The sequence below is a fragment of the Hoeflea ulvae genome (assembly GCF_026619435.1).
Taxonomy (GTDB): Bacteria; Pseudomonadota; Alphaproteobacteria; order Rhizobiales; family Rhizobiaceae; genus Hoeflea; species Hoeflea ulvae.
On record NZ_JAOVZQ010000001.1, the window covers coordinates 4,436,603 to 4,453,781 of the forward strand.

A 17,179-nucleotide genomic window follows, 5' to 3' on the forward strand; every position below is an offset into this window, starting at 1 on the left:
CTATCCCCAGGCCTGCGTCATGGCGTCATGGGTCGGCATCCCGGCATCAATGCGCAGGAGGTCATACCCGTCAACCTTCCGGGCCGCGTCCGGCCTTGCCGCGGCGCTGCGAAACCGCGCCGCCCGCCGCCGTCCATCGGGTCCGCGTATCGGGTAATGACCGGAGGGAAGCTCCTGCAGCGCGCGATCCTCGATCAGCAGGAACATCGGCCTGTGGTAGCGCGAAAGATTGCCAACCACCGCATCGAACCCCTCGCCCAGGCGATCCAGCGCGCTGGCGATGACCACGGATCCGCCGCGCGGCACGATCCGCTTCAAACCGTCAAGCGCCTGGCCAAGCTGCGGCTCATCGAGCCGGGTCGACTGACCGGCGGCAGCAAGGGCGGCCCGCATCGCGCTGTCATGCGCCTGGACCAGGCCGCCGATGACGGCGAGCATGCCGCGCGTGCCGCCGCGTGTCCCGACGATCAGCGGCGCCTCGGCAGTGATCGCCAGCAGCCCGACGCGGCCGCCGGCCTCGACCGATTGCCAGCCCAGCCAGGCCAGCGCCTCCGCCGCCGCCACGGACCGGAACGCCCGGCGCATGCCCCACAGCATTGACGGACGAAAATCGGCCACCAGAAAGGTGACCCGGTCGCGTTCTTCATGAAAGGTGCGCACATGCAGGATCCCGCTCCGCGCGGTGGCGCCGCGGTCGACATAGCGGATCTCGTCGCCCTGCACGAAGACCCGGCTGTCGGCGATCACCTGCCCCTGCCCGCGCTTGGAGATGGCAAAGCCGCCCGGCAGCGCACTGGTCGGCGGCGGTGTCCGCATCTGCTTGAGGACGGCCCGGCGCTGGTCGATCAGCATCTCTGCCGTCACGGTCGTGCCATCCCCGCCCGTCATAAGGCTTCGGTCTCCTGCAGCACATCCGCAATCACGTTCCTGGCCGTGCGGCCATCGGCGGATGCGGCCCATTTCAGCACCATCCTGTGCGCCAGCGCATCCGCGGCGACCGCGTCGACGTCTTCGGGCGTGGCGTGGTCACGGCCCGACAGATAGGCCCGCGCCCGCGACGCCGCGGCCAGGGCAAGCGATCCGCGCGGAGACACCGCATGTTCGATCTCCGCTGCGCGCGGCAGCGTGCGCGTCGCCATCACCAGGCGGACGATGTAATCACGCAGGGCGGGCGACAGATGCACCTCGGCGACATCGCGGCGGGCCTGCCTGATGACATCGAGATCCAGCGCCGGCGCCTTTGCCGTGCCCTCCCGGCTTTCGGTTTCGACCAGGTCGAGGATCCGGCGCTCGGTCGCCAGGTCGGGAAGCTGCACGATGACATGCAGCAGGAACCGGTCGAGTTGCGCCTCCGGCAGCGGAAACGTGCCTTCATGTTCGATCGAGTTCTGGGTGGCAACCACGAAGAACGGCTCTGGCAAGCGGTGGGTCTTGCCGCCGCTGGTGACCTGGGTTTCCGCCATCGCTTCAAGCAGTGCCGATTGCACCTTGGGCGGTGCGCGGTTGATTTCGTCGACCAGCACAAGATTGTGAAACACCGGACCGGGCGCAAAGGCGAACAGTCCCGATTCGGGGTTGAACACATCCGTGCCGGTAAGGTCGGCGGGCAGCAGGTCGGGGGTGCACTGAACCCGGGCGAAGCTGCCGCCGAGTGCGGCTGCCAGCAATTTGACCGCGCGCGTCTTGGCCAGACCGGGAGCGCCTTCGATGAGCAGATGTCCGCCGGTCAGAACCCCGATCAGCAGGCGTTCGATCAGCAGGTCACTGCCGATCAACCCGGCCTCAAGCTGCTGTCGCAGATCCTTGATCTGCTCGAAACAAGGTGTTGATTTGCTCTCAGGCACGGTCCACTCCCCAAACGGCCCATTGCCGCCACCCTGCTGCAAAAACCGGGCAAACAAAACCGGGCCAAAAGTCTACGGTTGTGGTCAGCGCGGCAGCGCCAGGCATCGTTGATCCAGCAGCGGCCGATAGGCGGGATTGTCAAGTGTCCGCACCGACCTGTCCAACAGCTCGTCAAAATGCGCCTTGATGAAGACGATCAGCTCATCGGAATTGACCGTCTCGAGATTTGCCGCCGCCAGCGAGTGCAGCATGAAGACATCGAAGGCACACAGCCCGCTCGGATTGCTCTTGAGCAACCCGGCCATGAAGCTTTCGGACTGCCAGGGCAGAAGGCGCAGATTGACCGGTCGCTCCTGCAGCTTGGACAGGAACGGTGTCTCGGCATCGAACTTGGCCACATCCCTGCCGAAACTGACGACCTGAAACAGCTCCTCGATCAGGATAGAGGTGAAATAGTCCCGTTCCAGCCGGGTCAGGTCGCGATGGTCCGGCTGGTTGACCAGCAGATGCGCCACCGGCCCGACGGCTCCGAAAAACACATTGACCTGCGCCGGCGTTGCCACCGGCTGCGCCCCGTGCGAGGGCAGACGGATGTCAAAATCGTGATCCAGCTGCACCAGATCAGCCCGGTAAAGCGCCGTCGGCAGCCGGTCGTCGTAAAGCCGCACATAGACCCGTTGCCTTGACGGGCAATTGCTGATGTCGCGCCCGGCAAAGGTAACGGCAAGGCGCCGGTCATAGATGTCGCGCAGCAGGTCGTTGAAGACGCCGATGATCTGCCGCGACAGCGCATGCGGCGGCGCGCCGAACAGGCAGATCTCGCCCTTGGCAACCTCGCCGCTGTTGAACCGGATCGGGGGAAATGCGGGGCTGCGGCGCTTGCGCGACGAACTCAGCTCGAAAACCCAGCCGGTCTGCGCCAGCCGCAGATAATCGTCACGTGTCGGCTGCGGTGCGTCGTCCGCGACACCGGGCGAAACGGACATCAACAGAGCGATGATCAAACCCCATATTGCCATTCCTGTCGGTCGCATCTGTCACCAATTCCAAAAAACACGCCCCTTCCCTAGCATAGATTGGCCTGTTCCGGACCGTCAATCGCACCGGACCAGCGGGCACAGCAACGCTTCCGTCACGACGGTTTGCCGCCCGGCCCCTTTCTGGCCATGCCGAAGGCCGGGTCGTAACCGATGATGCTGCCTGCGAGAAACACCGCAAAGGAAGCCAGCACCCAGATCAGTGCCACGCCGTTGAACTGTTCATACATCGCAAAGCGGATCAGTTCGACAGCATAGGTAAACGGGTTGAGCGCGCAGATGTCGCGCAGCAGCGGCGAGCTTTCGGCCATTTTCCACAGCGGATAGAGCGCGCTGGACATGAAGAACATCGGGAAGATGACAAAATTCATCACCCCGGCAAAGTTCTCCAGCTGCTTGATCGTCGAGGAGATCAGCAAGCCGAGTGCGCCGAGCATCAGCCCGCTCAGGATCAGCGCCGGCAGGGCATAGAGATAGCCCCAGAGCGGCAGCGTGATCCCGAACAGGGCGGCGATTGCCAGAAACACATAGACCTGCAGGATCGACACTGCCACACCGGCCAATAACTTGCTGAACAGCAACCAACCGCGCGGCAGCCGGCTGGTCAGCAACAGCCGCATCGAGCCCATTTCATGGTCGTAGACGAGGCTAAGCGATGATTGCATGCCGTTGAAAAGCTGGATCATGCCGCACAGCCCCGGAACGATGTAGACCTCATAGGTGATGTAGGTCTGGTAGGGCGCAATGATCGACAGGCCGAGCGCTGCCCGGAAGCCTGCGGCAAAGACCACCAGCCAGACAAGCGGGCGCACCAGCGCCGCCAGAAACCGCGAGCGCTGGTTGACGAAGCGCATGGCCTCGCGCCGCGTGATGGCCCAGAGCGAGATCAGATAGGGCATCACAGGCTTGGCACCGGCGTTTCTGTCATCGCGATGAACGCATCCGTCAAACTGCGGCCTCCCGAAATAGCTCTCGCGGTATCATGGGCCAGCACATGGCCCTTGTGCAGCACGACGACATCATCCTCCGGCCGGATTTCATCGACCAGATGGGTTGCCCACAGAACCAGCAGCCCGCTGTCGGCGAGATCATGGACATGGCCGGTGATCGCCTGGCGGCTGGCGGTATCAAGCCCGACGGTCGGCTCGTCGAGCAGCAGCACCTCCGGATCATGGATCAGGGCGCGGGCGATTTCCATGCGGCGGCGGTGACCGCCATTGAGGCTGCGGGCCTTTTCACTCGCCCGCTCGCGCATTGCCAACCGGTCGAGTGCCGCGTCGATGTTGCGTTGGGCGGTCTTGCCCGACAGCCCCTGAAGCGCTGCGAAATAGCGCAGGTTCTGCGCCACCGACATGTCGAGATCGATGGTTTGCTGCTGGAACACGATGCCGATCTTGCCCAGCGCCGCCCGCGGCTCACCGGCGAGATCATGGCCGGCGACGCGGATTGTGCCTTCGCTTGCCACCAGCAGTCCGGTCAGCAGCGAAAACAAAGTCGATTTGCCGGCGCCATTCGGCCCCAGCAGCGCACAGAAACGCCTCTGCTCAAGATCGAAACTCACAGTGTCGAGTGCCGTCTTGGCCCCATATTTATAGGTGACGTTCTGAACGCTCAGGGTGCTCATGGATTATTCGATCACGATTTCGACCCGCTGGCTCTCACCGGAGGACCCCGGCTGGTGCAGATCATATCTGCCGGGCTTGATCGCGACAAATTCGATTTCCATGGTGCCGGCCTCGTCAAACTCGACGCTGTCGATCCCGAGCGGGCGGATTTCCAGGCCGTTGATGACGATTTCATTGATCCAGATGGCGCGGAAGAAGCCGGCCCCTTCCAGCGCCAGCTCGCCGGTGCCGTCGGAAATGATCTCGATCTCGTAGGCGGTTCCCGATTTCAGCATCAAGGGAGCTTCGGCGATCGGCTTGCCGACCGACAATGTGATCGGTGCGAGGTCTTCCTTGTTGTTGGCCGACAGCACGCCGGCGAAACCGAGATCATGGGCTGCGACCGGTGTGGCCAGCATGAGTGCTGCCAGAAATGGTAAGATCTTCATGGTCTTGTTCTCCTAGGTTACGAGGGTTGCGGGGTGACCACCAAGGGTCAGGATGCGGGTCGCAAGACGTTTCGCCTCGCTTGCCGAATGGGTGACGAAAATCGTTGCCGGGTGGGTCTTGGCAATCAGGCTTTCGGTCAGCGACAGCATTTCATCGGCTGCCTTTGCGTCCAGCGAGACAAAGGGTTCGTCCATGATCAGCAGGTCCGGCTCGCCGGCAAATCCGCGCGCCAGCGACAGGCGGCGCTGCTGGCCCAGTGACAGCTGACCGGGAAACAGATCGGCCTTGTCGGAAAGGCCGACATCCTCCAGCGCGGCACAGGCCGCCTGTTTTGTCAGATGCGGATGCACGAGACGGATATTGTCGATGCTGGATCGCCATGACAGCAGGGTCGGCTCCTGAAAGACGATGGCGATCTTGTCCGGCCGGACGATGCGGCCTTCGAATTTCGGATCTATGCCGGCGATCAGGCGCAGCAATGTCGACTTGCCGATGCCCGAAGGCCCGAGCAGCGCAATCGTTTCCCCCGCCGCCAGATCGAAACGAATGTCCTTGAGCACCTGCACCGGACCGTAATGCTTGGCGCGCACATCAACGCTGATCATGCGCCCCTCCATCGCCGGGCACGGGTTTCCCACGGCTGCAGGAAAAGCCATTCGACCACCAGCATGAAGACGATGAAGGACAGCGCATATACCAGCACCAGAGCGACATCGAAGAGCTGGAAATAGAGATGGATCTGGAAGCCGATGCCGTTCGAGCGGCCCAGAAATTCGACCACAAGCACGATCTTCCAGATCACCGCCACGCCCGATCGTGCCGCAGCGGCAATGAAAGGCGCAAGTTGCGGCAGCATGACATGACGCAGCACACGGATCCGGTCCATCCGGAACACCCGCGCCATCGCCGCAAGCTGCGGATCGAGCGCCCGGGCACCTTCGCGGATCACCGTGGTCACATTGGGGATCTTGTTCAGCGTCACGGCGATGATGGCCGCCGTTTCGTTCAGCCCGATCCAGAGATAGCACAGCACGATCAGTACCAGCGCCGGCAGATTGAGAAACACCACCAGCCAGGGATCGAGCCATTGATCGAGCTTCGGAAACAGCCCCATGACCAGACCCAGCGCCATCCCGATCGACATGGCCAGGGCGAATGCCCAGACCACGCGGATCACCGTATGGCTGAGGTGGAACAGCAGCTCTCCCGAGGCGATCTCTGTCCACAGCGGCGCGAGCAGCTCCTGCGGCATCGGCAGGATCTGCGGATCTGCCGCGAACCAGGCAACCACCGTCCAGAGGCCCAACAGCCCGAGCAGAGAAAGAATCCGGATGGCCACGCGGTGGACTGCCAATTCAGTCCAGACCGACAAACAGCCCGTCCGGCAGCGTTGTCGCATTGCCGACAAGTCGCTCGCCACCCAGTTCCGCCATCAGCTCCAGCAATTGGCCGGCGCTTTCGGTGTTGACCGAGCCCGGATCAGGAATGCCCGCGCGGAAATCGTCCCGCAGCGTTTCGAATTGGGCATCATTGCTGGCATTCATCTGCGGACGGATCTCGTCCCATGCCGCGTCATCGCTGCGCAAGAGCTCCTTGGCATTGCGTGATGCGCTGTAGAGCGCTTTGGCAATGCCGGGATTTTCGGCAATGAAGCTCTCTCGCAGGACATAGCCCAGCAATGGCACGTCCGGATCAAGCCCGAGTGCGGCGGTTGCCTCTTCCACCGAAATCAGCTGGCGCATGCCACCGGCTTTCATCTTTGCCAGGAAATGCCAGAAATTGATGGCGCCGTCGATCTCGCCGGAAAAGGCGGCCTTCATGATCAGCGGCGGCGCGCCGAAGACTTGTTCGGTCTCGGCGGCCAGGTCCATGCCGAATTCCTGCACGGCATAGGCCTGCAGGATAAGCCAGCTCTTGTCGACCGGTCCGCCGGCGATGCCGATCTTGCGCCCGGCGAGATCAGCAAGCGTCCTGGCGGTACTGTCATTGGACACGACCAGTCCACCCACGGCCTTGGAATAGGGAATGAAGACATAGTCCCGGCCTTCCGCCCGCTGCTGCGCCACCCAGATCCAGTCGGCGACGAACATGTCGGCCTCGCCCCCGGCGACCGCGACGCGGGTGGCGCCATTGTCGGCATAGGGCTGCATTTCCAGCCTGAACCCGTTGTCGACATCGAAGCCGTGCCGGGTGATCGTGTCCAGCTCCCAGTTCACGGTGCCGATCTTCAGCGTGGCTGCCCGGATCACCGGCAGGTCGGATTGGGCAGAGGCTGCAACGGAGCCCATGACGAGGCCCAGCACGGCAAGTGCCGGTAGTAAAGTCCGTCCGAATAGCGACATCATCCCATCATCCCTTGATAAGTGGTTTATTGCTGTATGACGGCCACGCCCCAGGGCTGCTGCCCCACCTGGATTGACTTGACGGCCTTCTGGCTGGCCACATCAATGACGGTCACGTCATTTGAATTGCCATTGGTGGTGATCAGGAATTCCTCGCCGGGCGTGAACGCCATCTGCCAGACGCGCTGCCCGACCAGGATATAGTCGACGACCTCGAGCGTGTCGACGTCGATGACGGCAACGCGGTTTGCCGGTCCCAGCGCCACGAACAGCCACTTGTTGTCGCTTGTCACCTGCATTCCGACCGGCTGCAGCCATTCGGGCTGGACGCCGGACACGGCAAAGCTGATCTTGTCGGTGAGCACCGGGCCGCCTTCGGCGTTCGGATCAATCACGCTGACTGTCCCACCGATCTCGGAACTGACGAACAGCTTGCTGCCATCGGCGGTGTAGACCGCATAGCGCGGGCGCTGGTCGACCAGGATATTATGCTTGATCTTGTAGTCGGCGGTCGAAATGAAATGCGCCATATTGGTGGTTTCGGAGGTGTTGATCACGAAGCCCGCATCTGGGCTGATCGCCATGCCTTCGGGCTCGACCCCGACCGGGATCTCGGCGATGATCGTCCGGCTCCCGGTATTGACCACGGTGACGATGTTGTCGTCCTCATTGGCGACATAGAGCAGTTCGCCCGAAGGATGGATGGTAAACAGTTCCGGATCCGGCCCCGAGGGCAGCGTCCACAGCTCCTCATAGGTTTCGGTGTCAAACACCCGGATCGTGTCGTCATCGGATGCGCAGACATAGAGCTCTTTTCCATCGGGGCTGACGCCGATTCCGCGCGGGCGGTTTCCGCCCGGGAATTCCGCGATCTGCTCCCAGGTGTCGCTCTCGATCACTGTGATGGTGTTGCCCTTTTCATTGCTGACGAAAACCTTGGCCGCCAGCGTCTGCGACGTCAGGCCTGCGAGGGCCACACAGGCGCCAAGCAAAAGTTTGCGGTATCGCTTCATCTCATGCCTCTCATTGTTCAAACACCGTGCAGGCGCTTTCCGGCCGGTCAAGACCGAGTGTGTCCAGTGTTGAAACCTGGTGCAGATAGCCCTCCTGCGGCGAAACGCTGACCGTGATCTTGCTGTCGGTCAGCAGGATCGGCTGACGCAACTGGCCATTCCAGGATCTGAAGCTCACGCCGCGGCCCTTGAACGCCGCCAGGTCGAACTGATCGCTCAGCGCATAGGCCCTGAGTTGATCCGGCGCTGCGGAACTGGTCCGGATCACCGCCTCGCCGATCACCCGCAGCGCCAGCCAGACCTGGTAATCGGCCTCCTGCAGGAACCGGCCCGACAGGGCCTCGAAACGGCGTTGAAACTGGGTCGCGCCCCAGGCCTCATGCGCGGGATGAAAGGTGACCGGGCGCAGGCCGCCCGACCCCATCACCGGCCGCGGCGTCCACAGATGAAACGGAAGGTAAAGGGCAAACACATCTGATGCGTCGGCCGCGATCACCACGTCATGGTCTTGTGCATTCTGGGTAAAAACCGGGATCTGGCGCTGCACCAGCACGTGACCGGTATCGGTGCGCCGTGATCCGCCGGTGTCTTCAAACTCCCGCTCTTCGACAATCTCAGCCCCGAATTTGGTCGCCGCCCTGCGATAGGCATCGGCGAGAGCATGGTCCGCCGGATTGGAGCCGTGGATCAGAAAGACCTCGCGCCATTTCTTCCACACCGCGAACTGCATCACCGCATCGGCCATCATGTTCTGGCTCGGCGCTACATGCAGCACATTGGCGCGACACTTGTCGTCGCGCAGCGCGACATCGCGCGCCGTGGCATTGATCACCAGAACCCCGGGCCCGGCCCTGTCGGCGATGGTCAGCAGATCCTCGGCATTGGCCATCACCACCAGCAGATCGGCGCCGTCCTGCAGGATCTTGTCGAGCTGCCCGGTCAGCGCCTCGGGCGGCGTGGCAACCACGGCGGTTTCGAAATTCATGCCGAGAAAGGTGCCGGTCGTCTGGTTGTCCTCATCGGCCAGCGCCGCCCCGGCAAAGCCCAGATCATCCGGGTGCAGGTCATAGCGCGAAATTGGCAGCAGTGTCGGATAGTCGACGCGCAGCACCGTGGCGCGGATATCGAGCGCTTGCGCCGGGATCACCCCAGACACCAGCACAACCATTGCGGCACACAGATACGCGACTGCCCTCATGGCTCTGTATTTCCTCCCTGCGCCACGGGCCCTGAAACAGCGCCCGCCTCCCGGCACGGACATGTTGCACTGAAATGGAATGAAAACAAAACCATGACCTTTGGCTTATTGCCAGCTCTCGCGCGCCGCAGCTACTCTTGCCCACTGGCAATCGATCGACCTGCGGTCGCAGACAGAGAAATTTCAACCGACGACGCCACTGGAGTGAAAAAATGAAACTGAGCCGGCGACTTATCGTGCTGCTAGCAGTCTGCCTGCCGATGGTGGCCCAGGCCCATGGCCCCACACGGCAGAAGGTCACCCTGTCGGTCGAGGTCAGCGCACCGCCGGCCGAGGTCTGGGCGGTGATCGGCAATTTTCAGGACATGAGCTGGCATCCGGCCGTGTTTTCCAGCACCGGCACCGGCGGCAATGAAATCGACGCCACCAGAAAGCTGGTGCTGGGTGCGGAAGGCGGTCCGACCATCGACGAGATCCTGTACAAATACTCCGCCGATAAGATGAGCTATTCCTACCGCATCACCGAGGTCGCGGTCGAGGTTCTGCCTGTCACCAACTATTCCTCGCATCTCACGGTCAAGCCGGCCGGCGACGGCGGTTCAATGGTCGAATGGCGTGGGGCCTTCTATCGCGGCTACCCCAACAATGATCCACCGCCGGAACTCAATGACGAGGCGGCCATTGCCGCGGTGTCCGGAGTGTACCAGGCCGGACTTGACGCTCTTGCTGCACGCTTTGCCGGCAACTAGGAGGGCGGGCCTCATCACGCTGCTGGTGCTGGCCGGCACCTTGCCCGCAACGGCCGATATGGCGTTCGTGACCAATCAAAACAGCAGCGATCTCAGCATTGTCGACATTGACCGGCAGATCGAGGTCGCCCGCATTGCGGTTCCGGGCGAACCGGCAGGCATCGCGGTCGACGCCGCCCGCGGGGTGTTCTTCACCGTCAGCGCCGGCTCCAAGACGGTCCGCAAATTCGAACTGTTGACGGGCAATCAGCTGCGCGCGGTCGCCTTGGAGGGCGGGCCCATCGGCGTGGCCGTCCATCCCGACGGGGAGCATATCTATGTCTCGGACTGGTACAACGCGCTGATCCGGGTGCTTGACGCGTCGGATCTGTCGGAACGCGCAACACTGCCAACGGGAAGCGCCCCGGCGGGGCTGGTGGTCGATCCGGACGGTAACTGGCTGGCCTCTGCCGACAAGGACGCCGACCAGGTGTCGATATTCGACCTGGCAAGCAACACATTAAGGCACAGCGTTGCTGTCGGGGAACGGCCATTCGGAATTTCGGTCGGGCCGCGTGGCCGGATCTATACTGCAGATGTCGGCTCCAATTCCGTAACAGTTCTTGATCCGGATACAGGACAGATCATTGGCACGGTTCCCGTCGGCGAGCGGCCTTACGCTATTTCCTTTGCCGCAGGCTCCGGATTTGTTACAAATCAATATGCCGATACTGTCAGTGTCTTTGGCCTTGACGATCTGAAGGTCCATGCGACGATAGATGTTGGAGAATACCCGGAGGGGATCGACGCAAGCGCCGACGGCAGCCGGATCGTCGTCGCGAACTGGTTTTCGAACGCCGTCAGCGTGATCGACACCAGAACGCTGACGGTCATTGCCGAGATCGGCACCGGGGACGGGCCCAGGGCCTTCGGGCGTTTTCTGGCACCGGGATTTGGGGAGGAGACGCAGCCATGAAAGCATTTGCGGTGATCGGCGCACTCGGCGTTCTGATAGCAAGCCAGGCACACGCGCTGGAGCCGAGCTGGCCCGATCTGCGCGAAGAGCTTTATGGCGGCCAGTTCCTGGTGGAGACCGGCGACACGATCAGCATCGATGCGCCCTACCGATCCGAGATGGATTCGCGCACCCGGATCGGCGCCACGGTGACAGCACCCGACGGCGAGACGCTCGACAGCGTCACCGTCATTCTCGACGAAAACCCGATGCCGGTTTCGGCCGTCTTCCGCTTTGCCCGGCCGGTGTCGTCGTTCTTCTTCGACATCACGATGCGCGTCAACGGACCGACCCCGCTGCATGTCGTCGCCCGGACCGTGCGCGGGCAGCTTTTTGTCGCGGACAGCTTTGTCAAGACATCGGGCCAGGGCGCCTGTTCGGCACCGCCGGGTACCGATCCAGAACTGGCGCTGGCCACCCTTGGCGACATGACGGTGGAGGTGCAGCAGCTTTCGGACAGGCCGCCGCTGCTGCAGACAGCGCTTTCCGGATCCGCGGCGGCCGGCCTCGACAACGCCAAGCGCATGGACCTCGCCGTGCAGCATCCGAGCCACTCCGGCATGCAGATGAACCAGATCACGCTGCTCTACATCCCCGCACGCTATATCGACACCATTGCGGTCGATCTCGACGGCGCGCCTTTCGTCGGCATCACCGGCAGCATATCGCTGAGCGAGAACCCCGAGATCCGCCTGTCGATCCCGACATCTGCGCAATCCATCGACGTGACGCTGACCGATACCGGCGGAACCCGGACCACGAAGCACCGGTCGCTTCCGGGTTTTTGAACCAATACATGCAGCGCCAAATAAAATTCCGGCGACGTCAGTCTTCCGGTTGCGCCCAAACCGGCGCTAAAGTGCATATCGACTAAACTGTCCTCCATCGGCTCAAATATACCGGCACGTACTGTGCGGAATATTCAATTTCTGTAGGGAGGACACCATGTCACACAAATATGAGGGCGGCTGCGCGCATGTTCATACACATGCCGATGCCGAACCCATCGACAATCACACCTGTCACTGTTCCGTCTGCAAGGGCGTCACCGGCCAGCCGACGACCCATGTCGCCTTTTTCAAGCATGACGACCTGGCCGTCGACCACCCCGACAAACTCAACCGCCAGCCCTTCAATGCAAGCAATCCCGATGGTCCGCTCGAATTGTGCACCTGCCAGGAATGCGGCACCCCGATCATGCTCGACGACAAGCAGAACCGCATCCGGGCGATCGTGCCCAATCTGATGGGCTATGACGGGTCGTTTCCGGCAGCCAGCTATCACGCGTTCTATGACCCGTCGACCGGCGTGCCCAGACCGAGCGACGGCCGACCGGTGAGCGAAGGGTTGCGGTCCGATTTTGTCTGGCCCTCGCCTGCCTGAAGCGTGTTCCGCCAAGGCCTGTCAAGGCGATGCAGGGGTGTGGTCGGCATTGGCCGCCCGCCCCTGCCCGTTTCGCGCCGGCATGCCGGCAGATCTCGCGCGAAGGCGCGGATCACGGTTCGAGCCAGGGGCGACGCCGGAGTGCTGGGAAGGTGCGATCCACGACAACCGATGGATGTATTGATCCTGGGAACCTACAACGTAGGTGGGCGCCATGTGTCCGGACCCACGAGTCCGGTCAGGGACAGCACCCTATGGATCAATTAAGGCCCCAGGGTTCGTGTATCCTGTCGTGAGGCGCAGATCGCTTGCTGTATATAGGTCATCGCGTGGCTTCCGCCAATGCGCAAATCGGGAAATCGCACAACCGCGATTTTCGGATCATGTGACGGGGATTTCTGCCAAATCTCCGGCCCGCAAATCGCGGCGGAACCGGTCGTCCCAGGCGGACCTAATGGTCAGTCCCGCCCGCCAGCTTGCCGGCGATCTTCTCGACCTTGCCGGCCACCTCGATCAGCGCCTCTGTGATATCGCTGTCGACCTTGTCGACCTTGCTCAGCGCATTGTCGCGGGTCTTCTTCAGGGTTTCGACCTCTGCCTCGAGTCCGCGCATCCGCCGCTGCAGCTCGTGCAATTCGTCCATCACCATGATCCCGGCCATCACGGTGATCCGCAGATCGCCGATTTCGCCAAACTCGCCCTTGAGATGGCCGACATAGCGGTCGAAGCGGCCGGCAAGCTCGGTGAGATGCTTTTCCTGTCCCTCTTCGCAGGCCATGCGGTAGGTCTTGGAGTCAATGGTAACCGTGACTTGTGCCATTCAACATGTCCTGTACTGCATCAGCATGGGCGATCCGGCCTGTCTCCGGCCCGTTCCGCGTCTATCAGCGGTCTAACACCGCCCGGATTGTTTCCATGGCCGTCACCAGCCGGCGCGACACCTCGCGATTGGCCTCTTCCAGACGGTTCGCCCGGTCCTGCGCCTGGTCCAGCTCGAGCGCGATCCGCGAGCGGTCCTCGATCATCCGGTCGAGTTCCGCAGCGCTCTCGCTCGAACTGCGCGTGGCCTCGACTTGCCGATCAACCTCATTGTCAAGCTGATTCAAAGCCTTGTTCAACGCCTCAAGTGCTGTTTTCAATGTTTTTTCGGCAGGCATCGGTGGCTTCCCTGGATCTGGACTACAAGCCGAATCGCTTGAATTCCGGATACTTGTGGGGGCCAGTTTACGCATCAGCGCAACTATGCGTCAACAAAACCGAGCCCTGCATCCCCAGTCCTGAACATTCGGCCCGAATGTGGCCTGAGGCGTTTGCATGCCACGCCTTTGTTGACTCCGGCGAAGCAACTGCTATTTGTGCGCGGCCTTCGATCCGGACTGCTTTCGGCCCGGACCTGACCTGAACGCGACTGGCGGAACCATCATGATTTCACGCGAAAAACACGACCGGATGGCGAATGCAATCCGGTTTCTATCCATGGATGCTGTAGAGAAAGCCAAATCCGGGCACCCCGGCCTGCCGATGGGCGCAGCCGACGTGGCCACAGTGCTGTTCTCCCGTTATCTGACCTTTGATCCGAAAAAGCCCGACTGGCCGGACCGCGACCGCTTCGTGCTGTCGGCCGGCCACGGCTCGATGCTGATCTATTCGCTGCTGTATCTGCTTGGCTATGACGATATCTCGCTCGAAGATATCAAGAATTTCCGCCAGCTCGGCTCACCGACCGCCGGCCATCCCGAATATGGCCACGCTGCCGGCATTGAAACCACCACCGGCCCGCTCGGCCAGGGCCTGGGCAATGCTGTCGGCATGGCGATTGCCGAGCGCAAGCTCGCCAATGAGTTCGGATCCGACCTGGTCGAACACCACACCTATGCGCTGGCTGGCGACGGCTGCCTGATGGAGGGCATCAGCCAGGAAGCGATTTCGCTGGCAGGCCACCTCAAGCTCAACAAGCTGATTGTCATCTGGGACAACAATTCGATCTCCATCGACGGTCCGGTCTCGCTTACGGATTCGACCGACCAGCTCGCCCGCTTCGCGGCCTCCGGCTGGAACACGCTCGACATTGACGGTCACGATCCCGATGCGATCGCGCAGGCCATCGAGGCCGCGCAGAAATCCGACCGGCCGACCCTGATCGCCGCCAAGACCGTGATCGGCTTTGGCGCACCCAGCAAGGCCGGCACCAGCGGCGCCCATGGCTCGCCGCTCGGCGACAAGGAAATCGCCGGCGCCCGCGCAGCCCTTGGCTGGAGCGACGAGCCTTTCGTCGTCCCGTCCGACATTCTCGACGCCTGGCGCCTGGCCGGCCTGCGCTCGGTCAAGGACAGGAAAGCCTGGGAGTCACGCCTCGCCGGAACCGAAAATGATGTGCGGATGTCCTTTGAGCGCCGCATGACCGGCGAATTGCCGGGCGAACTCGAGCCGGCCATCCTTGCCTACAAGCGCAAGCTCGCCGACGATCAGCCGACCGTTGCCACCCGCAAGTCTTCGGAAATGGCGCTGGAAGTCATCAATGGCGTGGTGCCCGAGACCATCGGCGGTTCGGCCGATCTCACCGGCTCCAACAATACCCGCACCAGCCAGACCAAGGCGATCACGCCGGACGATTTTTCCGGACGCTATATCCATTACGGCATTCGTGAACACGGCATGGCCGCAATCATGAACGGCATCGCCCTGCATGGTGGCCTGATCCCCTATTCCGGCGGCTTCCTGATCTTCTCGGATTACTGCCGGCCTTCGATCCGCCTGGCGGCCCTGATGGGCATCCGGGTGATCCACGTCCTGACCCATGATTCCATCGGCCTTGGCGAAGACGGCCCGACGCACCAGCCGGTCGAACAGATGGCCGCCTTGCGCGCCATCCCCAACCTGCTGATGTTCCGCCCGGCCGATGCCGTGGAAGCAGCAGAATGCTGGCACATCGCGCTTGAATCGCAAAAGCGCCCCAGCGGCATTGCCCTGACGCGTCAGAACCTGCCGACCGTGCGCACCGACTACACCGAAGAAAATCTCTGCGCCTATGGCGCCTATGATCTGGTCTCCGTCAGCGAAGCCGAAGTGACGATCTTCGCTTCGGGATCGGAAATCGAGATCGCGCTGGAAGCCCGGCAGCAGCTTGAGGCGAATGGTCACACCACCCGCGTCGTCTCCGTACCCTGCTTCGAACTGTTCGAAGAGCAGAGCGTGGAGTATAAAAAGGCGGTGATCGGCGATTCCACCATCAAGATCGCCATCGAAGCCGGCATTCGCCAGGGATGGGACCGCTTCATCGGTTCGGACGGCCTGTTCGTCGGCATGACCGGGTTCGGCGCATCCGGACCCTACAAGGAACTCTACGAGCATTTCGGCATCACTGCCGAGGCCGCAGTGGCTGCGGTTGAAGCCCGCCTGCATGACAAGGCCTGATCTTATCCAAGACAGGCGCTCGCTGACCCAAGACGGAGAAACAGCATGAAAACCAGGATTGCGATTAACGGATTTGGCCGTATCGGCCGTAACGTGGTGCGTGCCATTTATGAATCCGGCCGCCAGGACATCGACATCGTTGCCATCAACGATCTCGGCCCGGTTGAAACCAACGCGCACTTGCTGCGCTGGGATTCGATCCACGGCAAGTTCCCCAAGACCGTTGAAGTCGACGGCGACACCATCAAGATCGAAGGCGGCGATTCCTTCAAGGTCTTCGCCGAACGCGACCCGAAAAACCTGCCCTGGGCCGATCTCGACATCGACATCGTGATGGAATGCACCGGCATCTTCACCGCCCGCGACAAGGCCGCTTTTCACCTCGAAGCCGGCGCCAAGCGGGTTCTGGTGTCCGCACCTTCCGCCGGTGCCGACAAGACCATCGTCTTCGGCGTCAACACCGATGTGCTGACCAAGGACGACCTGGTCGTCTCCAATGCCTCTTGCACCACCAACTGCCTGGCGCCGGTCGCCCATGTGCTGCACAATGCCATCGGCATTGAAAAAGGCATGATGACGACGATCCACTCCTACACCGGTGACCAGCCGACACTCGACACCATGCACAAGGACCTCTACCGCGCCCGTGCAGCCGCCATGTCGATGATCCCGACCTCGACCGGCGCCGCCAAGGCTGTCGGCCTTGTCCTGCCCGAGCTCAACGGCAAGCTCGACGGCATGTCGATCCGCGTGCCGACCCCGAATGTCTCGGTGGTCGATCTGAAGTTCATCGCCAAGCGCTCGACCTCGGTCGATGAGATCAACGCTGCGATCCGCGAAGCCGCCAATGGCGCGCTCAAGGGCGTCCTCAGCTTCACCGACGAGCCGAATGTCTCGATCGACTTCAACCACAACCCGCATTCGTCCGTGTTCCACATGGACCAGACAAAGGTCATGGACGGCACCTTCTGCTCGATCCTGACCTGGTATGACAATGAATGGGGCTTCTCCAACCGCATGGGCGACACCGCGGTTGCCATGGCAAAGCTCATCTAGGCCCTCGAATCAGCCCCGCTGATCCGACCGGATTTGTGACGATTGCGCCGCCGCCGTTTGAACCAACGGCGGCGGTGCTGATTCCGGCCTCGAT

At 62.2% G+C, this 17,179-nt stretch carries 19 protein-coding genes and 1 other RNA gene; 6 read left to right on the forward strand and 14 right to left on the reverse strand.

Features of this window, described 5'->3' with window-relative positions; translation table 11 throughout:
• The 11 genes from OEG82_RS21130 to OEG82_RS21180 all read right to left on the reverse strand — a co-directional run bounded on the left by OEG82_RS21130 (position 1) and on the right by OEG82_RS21180 (position 9,489).
• A complete protein-coding gene (locus OEG82_RS21130) occupies positions 1-888 on the reverse strand; it encodes a DUF58 domain-containing protein (protein WP_267614316.1) in 888 nt (295 codons plus the stop codon).
• Positions 885-1,844, reverse strand: a complete 960-nt coding sequence (locus OEG82_RS21135) for an AAA family ATPase (protein ID WP_425497607.1) — start codon at positions 1,842-1,844, stop codon at positions 885-887. Before OEG82_RS21135 ends, OEG82_RS21130 begins: the two co-directional genes overlap by 4 nt.
• An 84-nt stretch (positions 1,845-1,928) precedes the next feature.
• Positions 1,929-2,879, reverse strand: a complete 951-nt coding sequence (locus OEG82_RS21140; RefSeq protein WP_267614317.1) for a hypothetical protein — start codon at positions 2,877-2,879, stop codon at positions 1,929-1,931.
• Between the two features lie 98 nt (positions 2,880-2,977).
• On the reverse strand, positions 2,978-3,784 hold the full coding sequence (locus tag OEG82_RS21145; RefSeq protein ID WP_267614318.1) for an ABC transporter permease: 807 nt from the start codon (positions 3,782-3,784) through the stop codon (positions 2,978-2,980).
• Positions 3,781-4,506, reverse strand: coding sequence for an ABC transporter ATP-binding protein (locus OEG82_RS21150; RefSeq protein ID WP_267614319.1), 726 nt, complete (start codon positions 4,504-4,506; stop codon positions 3,781-3,783). The genes OEG82_RS21145 and OEG82_RS21150 overlap by 4 nt, the downstream gene beginning before the upstream one ends.
• A 3-nt stretch (positions 4,507-4,509) precedes the next feature.
• Complete coding sequence (locus tag OEG82_RS21155) at positions 4,510-4,935, reverse strand: cupredoxin domain-containing protein (protein ID WP_267614320.1); 426 nt, start codon at positions 4,933-4,935, stop codon at positions 4,510-4,512.
• Positions 4,936-4,947: 12 nt separating this feature from the next.
• Positions 4,948-5,541, reverse strand: a complete 594-nt coding sequence (locus tag OEG82_RS21160) for an ABC transporter ATP-binding protein (RefSeq protein ID WP_267614321.1) — start codon at positions 5,539-5,541, stop codon at positions 4,948-4,950.
• Positions 5,538-6,335 carry an ABC transporter permease gene (locus OEG82_RS21165; RefSeq protein WP_425497608.1) on the reverse strand — a complete coding sequence of 266 codons (798 nt, stop codon included), beginning with the start codon at positions 6,333-6,335 and terminating at the stop codon, positions 5,538-5,540. The genes OEG82_RS21160 and OEG82_RS21165 overlap by 4 nt, the downstream gene beginning before the upstream one ends.
• Positions 6,292-7,278: an ABC transporter substrate-binding protein gene (locus OEG82_RS21170; protein ID WP_425497660.1), complete on the reverse strand. Its 987-nt coding sequence runs from the start codon at positions 7,276-7,278 to the stop codon at positions 6,292-6,294. The genes OEG82_RS21165 and OEG82_RS21170 overlap by 44 nt, the downstream gene beginning before the upstream one ends.
• Before the next feature lie 26 nt (positions 7,279-7,304).
• Positions 7,305-8,291 carry a PQQ-dependent catabolism-associated beta-propeller protein gene (locus tag OEG82_RS21175; RefSeq protein WP_267614322.1) on the reverse strand — a complete coding sequence of 329 codons (987 nt, stop codon included), beginning with the start codon at positions 8,289-8,291 and terminating at the stop codon, positions 7,305-7,307.
• A 10-nt stretch (positions 8,292-8,301) separates the two neighbouring features.
• Positions 8,302-9,489 carry an ABC transporter substrate-binding protein gene (locus OEG82_RS21180; RefSeq protein WP_267614323.1) on the reverse strand — a complete coding sequence of 396 codons (1,188 nt, stop codon included), beginning with the start codon at positions 9,487-9,489 and terminating at the stop codon, positions 8,302-8,304.
• Positions 9,490-9,701: 212 nt separating this feature from the next.
• On the opposite strand from OEG82_RS21180, the gene OEG82_RS21185 reads away from it, so the two are divergent.
• The 4 genes from OEG82_RS21185 (at position 9,702) to OEG82_RS21200 (ending at position 12,615) form a co-directional block, all read left to right on the forward strand.
• On the forward strand, positions 9,702-10,238 hold the full coding sequence (locus OEG82_RS21185; RefSeq protein ID WP_267614324.1) for an SRPBCC family protein: 537 nt from the start codon (positions 9,702-9,704) through the stop codon (positions 10,236-10,238).
• A complete protein-coding gene (locus OEG82_RS21190) occupies positions 10,213-11,193 on the forward strand; it encodes a YncE family protein (protein WP_267614325.1) in 981 nt (326 codons plus the stop codon). Before OEG82_RS21185 ends, OEG82_RS21190 begins: the two co-directional genes overlap by 26 nt.
• Entirely contained in the window at positions 11,190-12,020 is an 831-nt protein-coding gene (locus OEG82_RS21195) for a quinoprotein dehydrogenase-associated SoxYZ-like carrier (RefSeq protein WP_267614326.1), read from the forward strand. Before OEG82_RS21190 ends, OEG82_RS21195 begins: the two co-directional genes overlap by 4 nt.
• 157 nt (positions 12,021-12,177) lie before the next feature.
• Positions 12,178-12,615, forward strand: coding sequence for a GFA family protein (locus OEG82_RS21200; RefSeq protein ID WP_267614327.1), 438 nt, complete (start codon positions 12,178-12,180; stop codon positions 12,613-12,615).
• Between the two features lie 152 nt (positions 12,616-12,767).
• Here the strand turns inward: OEG82_RS21200 and ssrS are convergent.
• The 3 genes from ssrS to OEG82_RS21215 form a co-directional block, all read right to left on the reverse strand.
• Positions 12,768-12,924: non-coding RNA, 6S RNA (gene ssrS / locus OEG82_RS21205), on the reverse strand.
• 142 nt (positions 12,925-13,066) lie between these two features.
• The gene (locus OEG82_RS21210) at positions 13,067-13,435 is read right to left on the reverse strand and encodes a cell division protein ZapA (RefSeq protein ID WP_267614328.1); all 369 of its coding nucleotides are present in this window, start codon (positions 13,433-13,435) and stop codon (positions 13,067-13,069) included.
• A 64-nt stretch (positions 13,436-13,499) separates the two neighbouring features.
• Positions 13,500-13,772 carry a DUF4164 domain-containing protein gene (locus OEG82_RS21215; protein ID WP_267614329.1) on the reverse strand — a complete coding sequence of 91 codons (273 nt, stop codon included), beginning with the start codon at positions 13,770-13,772 and terminating at the stop codon, positions 13,500-13,502.
• Positions 13,773-14,037: 265 nt separating this feature from the next.
• Between OEG82_RS21215 and tkt the strand changes: the two genes are divergently transcribed.
• Both tkt and gap read left to right on the forward strand, forming a co-directional pair.
• A complete protein-coding gene (tkt, locus tag OEG82_RS21220) occupies positions 14,038-16,029 on the forward strand; it encodes a transketolase (RefSeq protein ID WP_267614330.1) in 1,992 nt (663 codons plus the stop codon).
• Between the two features lie 45 nt (positions 16,030-16,074).
• Entirely contained in the window at positions 16,075-17,085 is a 1,011-nt protein-coding gene (gene gap / locus OEG82_RS21225; RefSeq protein ID WP_267614331.1) for a type I glyceraldehyde-3-phosphate dehydrogenase, read from the forward strand.
• Positions 17,086-17,179 lie beyond the last annotated feature (94 nt).

Bases quoted from the DNA above. Each gene is read 5' to 3' on its own strand.
- OEG82_RS21130 (WP_267614316.1), bottom strand. From the start codon at position 888: ATGACGGGCGGGGATGGCACGACCGTGACGGCAGAGATGCTGATCGAC.
- OEG82_RS21140 (WP_267614317.1), bottom strand. From the start codon at position 2,879: ATGCGACCGACAGGAATGGCAATATGGGGTTTGATCATCGCTCTGTTG.
- OEG82_RS21150 (WP_267614319.1), bottom strand. From the start codon at position 4,506: ATGAGCACCCTGAGCGTTCAGAACGTCACCTATAAATATGGGGCCAAG.
- OEG82_RS21155 (WP_267614320.1), bottom strand. From the start codon at position 4,935: ATGAAGATCTTACCATTTCTGGCAGCACTCATGCTGGCCACACCGGTC.
- OEG82_RS21160 (WP_267614321.1), bottom strand. From the start codon at position 5,541: ATGATCAGCGTTGATGTGCGCGCCAAGCATTACGGTCCGGTGCAGGTG.
- OEG82_RS21165 (WP_425497608.1), bottom strand. From the start codon at position 6,335: ATGCGACAACGCTGCCGGACGGGCTGTTTGTCGGTCTGGACTGAATTG.
- OEG82_RS21170 (WP_425497660.1), bottom strand. From the start codon at position 7,278: ATGTCGCTATTCGGACGGACTTTACTACCGGCACTTGCCGTGCTGGGC.
- OEG82_RS21175 (WP_267614322.1), bottom strand. From the start codon at position 8,291: ATGAAGCGATACCGCAAACTTTTGCTTGGCGCCTGTGTGGCCCTCGCA.
- OEG82_RS21180 (WP_267614323.1), bottom strand. From the start codon at position 9,489: ATGAGGGCAGTCGCGTATCTGTGTGCCGCAATGGTTGTGCTGGTGTCT.
- OEG82_RS21185 (WP_267614324.1), top strand. From the start codon at position 9,702: ATGAAACTGAGCCGGCGACTTATCGTGCTGCTAGCAGTCTGCCTGCCG.
- OEG82_RS21195 (WP_267614326.1), top strand. From the start codon at position 11,190: ATGAAAGCATTTGCGGTGATCGGCGCACTCGGCGTTCTGATAGCAAGC.
- OEG82_RS21200 (WP_267614327.1), top strand. From the start codon at position 12,178: ATGTCACACAAATATGAGGGCGGCTGCGCGCATGTTCATACACATGCC.
- OEG82_RS21210 (WP_267614328.1), bottom strand. From the start codon at position 13,435: ATGGCACAAGTCACGGTTACCATTGACTCCAAGACCTACCGCATGGCC.
- OEG82_RS21215 (WP_267614329.1), bottom strand. From the start codon at position 13,772: ATGCCTGCCGAAAAAACATTGAAAACAGCACTTGAGGCGTTGAACAAG.
- tkt (WP_267614330.1), top strand. From the start codon at position 14,038: ATGATTTCACGCGAAAAACACGACCGGATGGCGAATGCAATCCGGTTT.
- gap (WP_267614331.1), top strand. From the start codon at position 16,075: ATGAAAACCAGGATTGCGATTAACGGATTTGGCCGTATCGGCCGTAAC.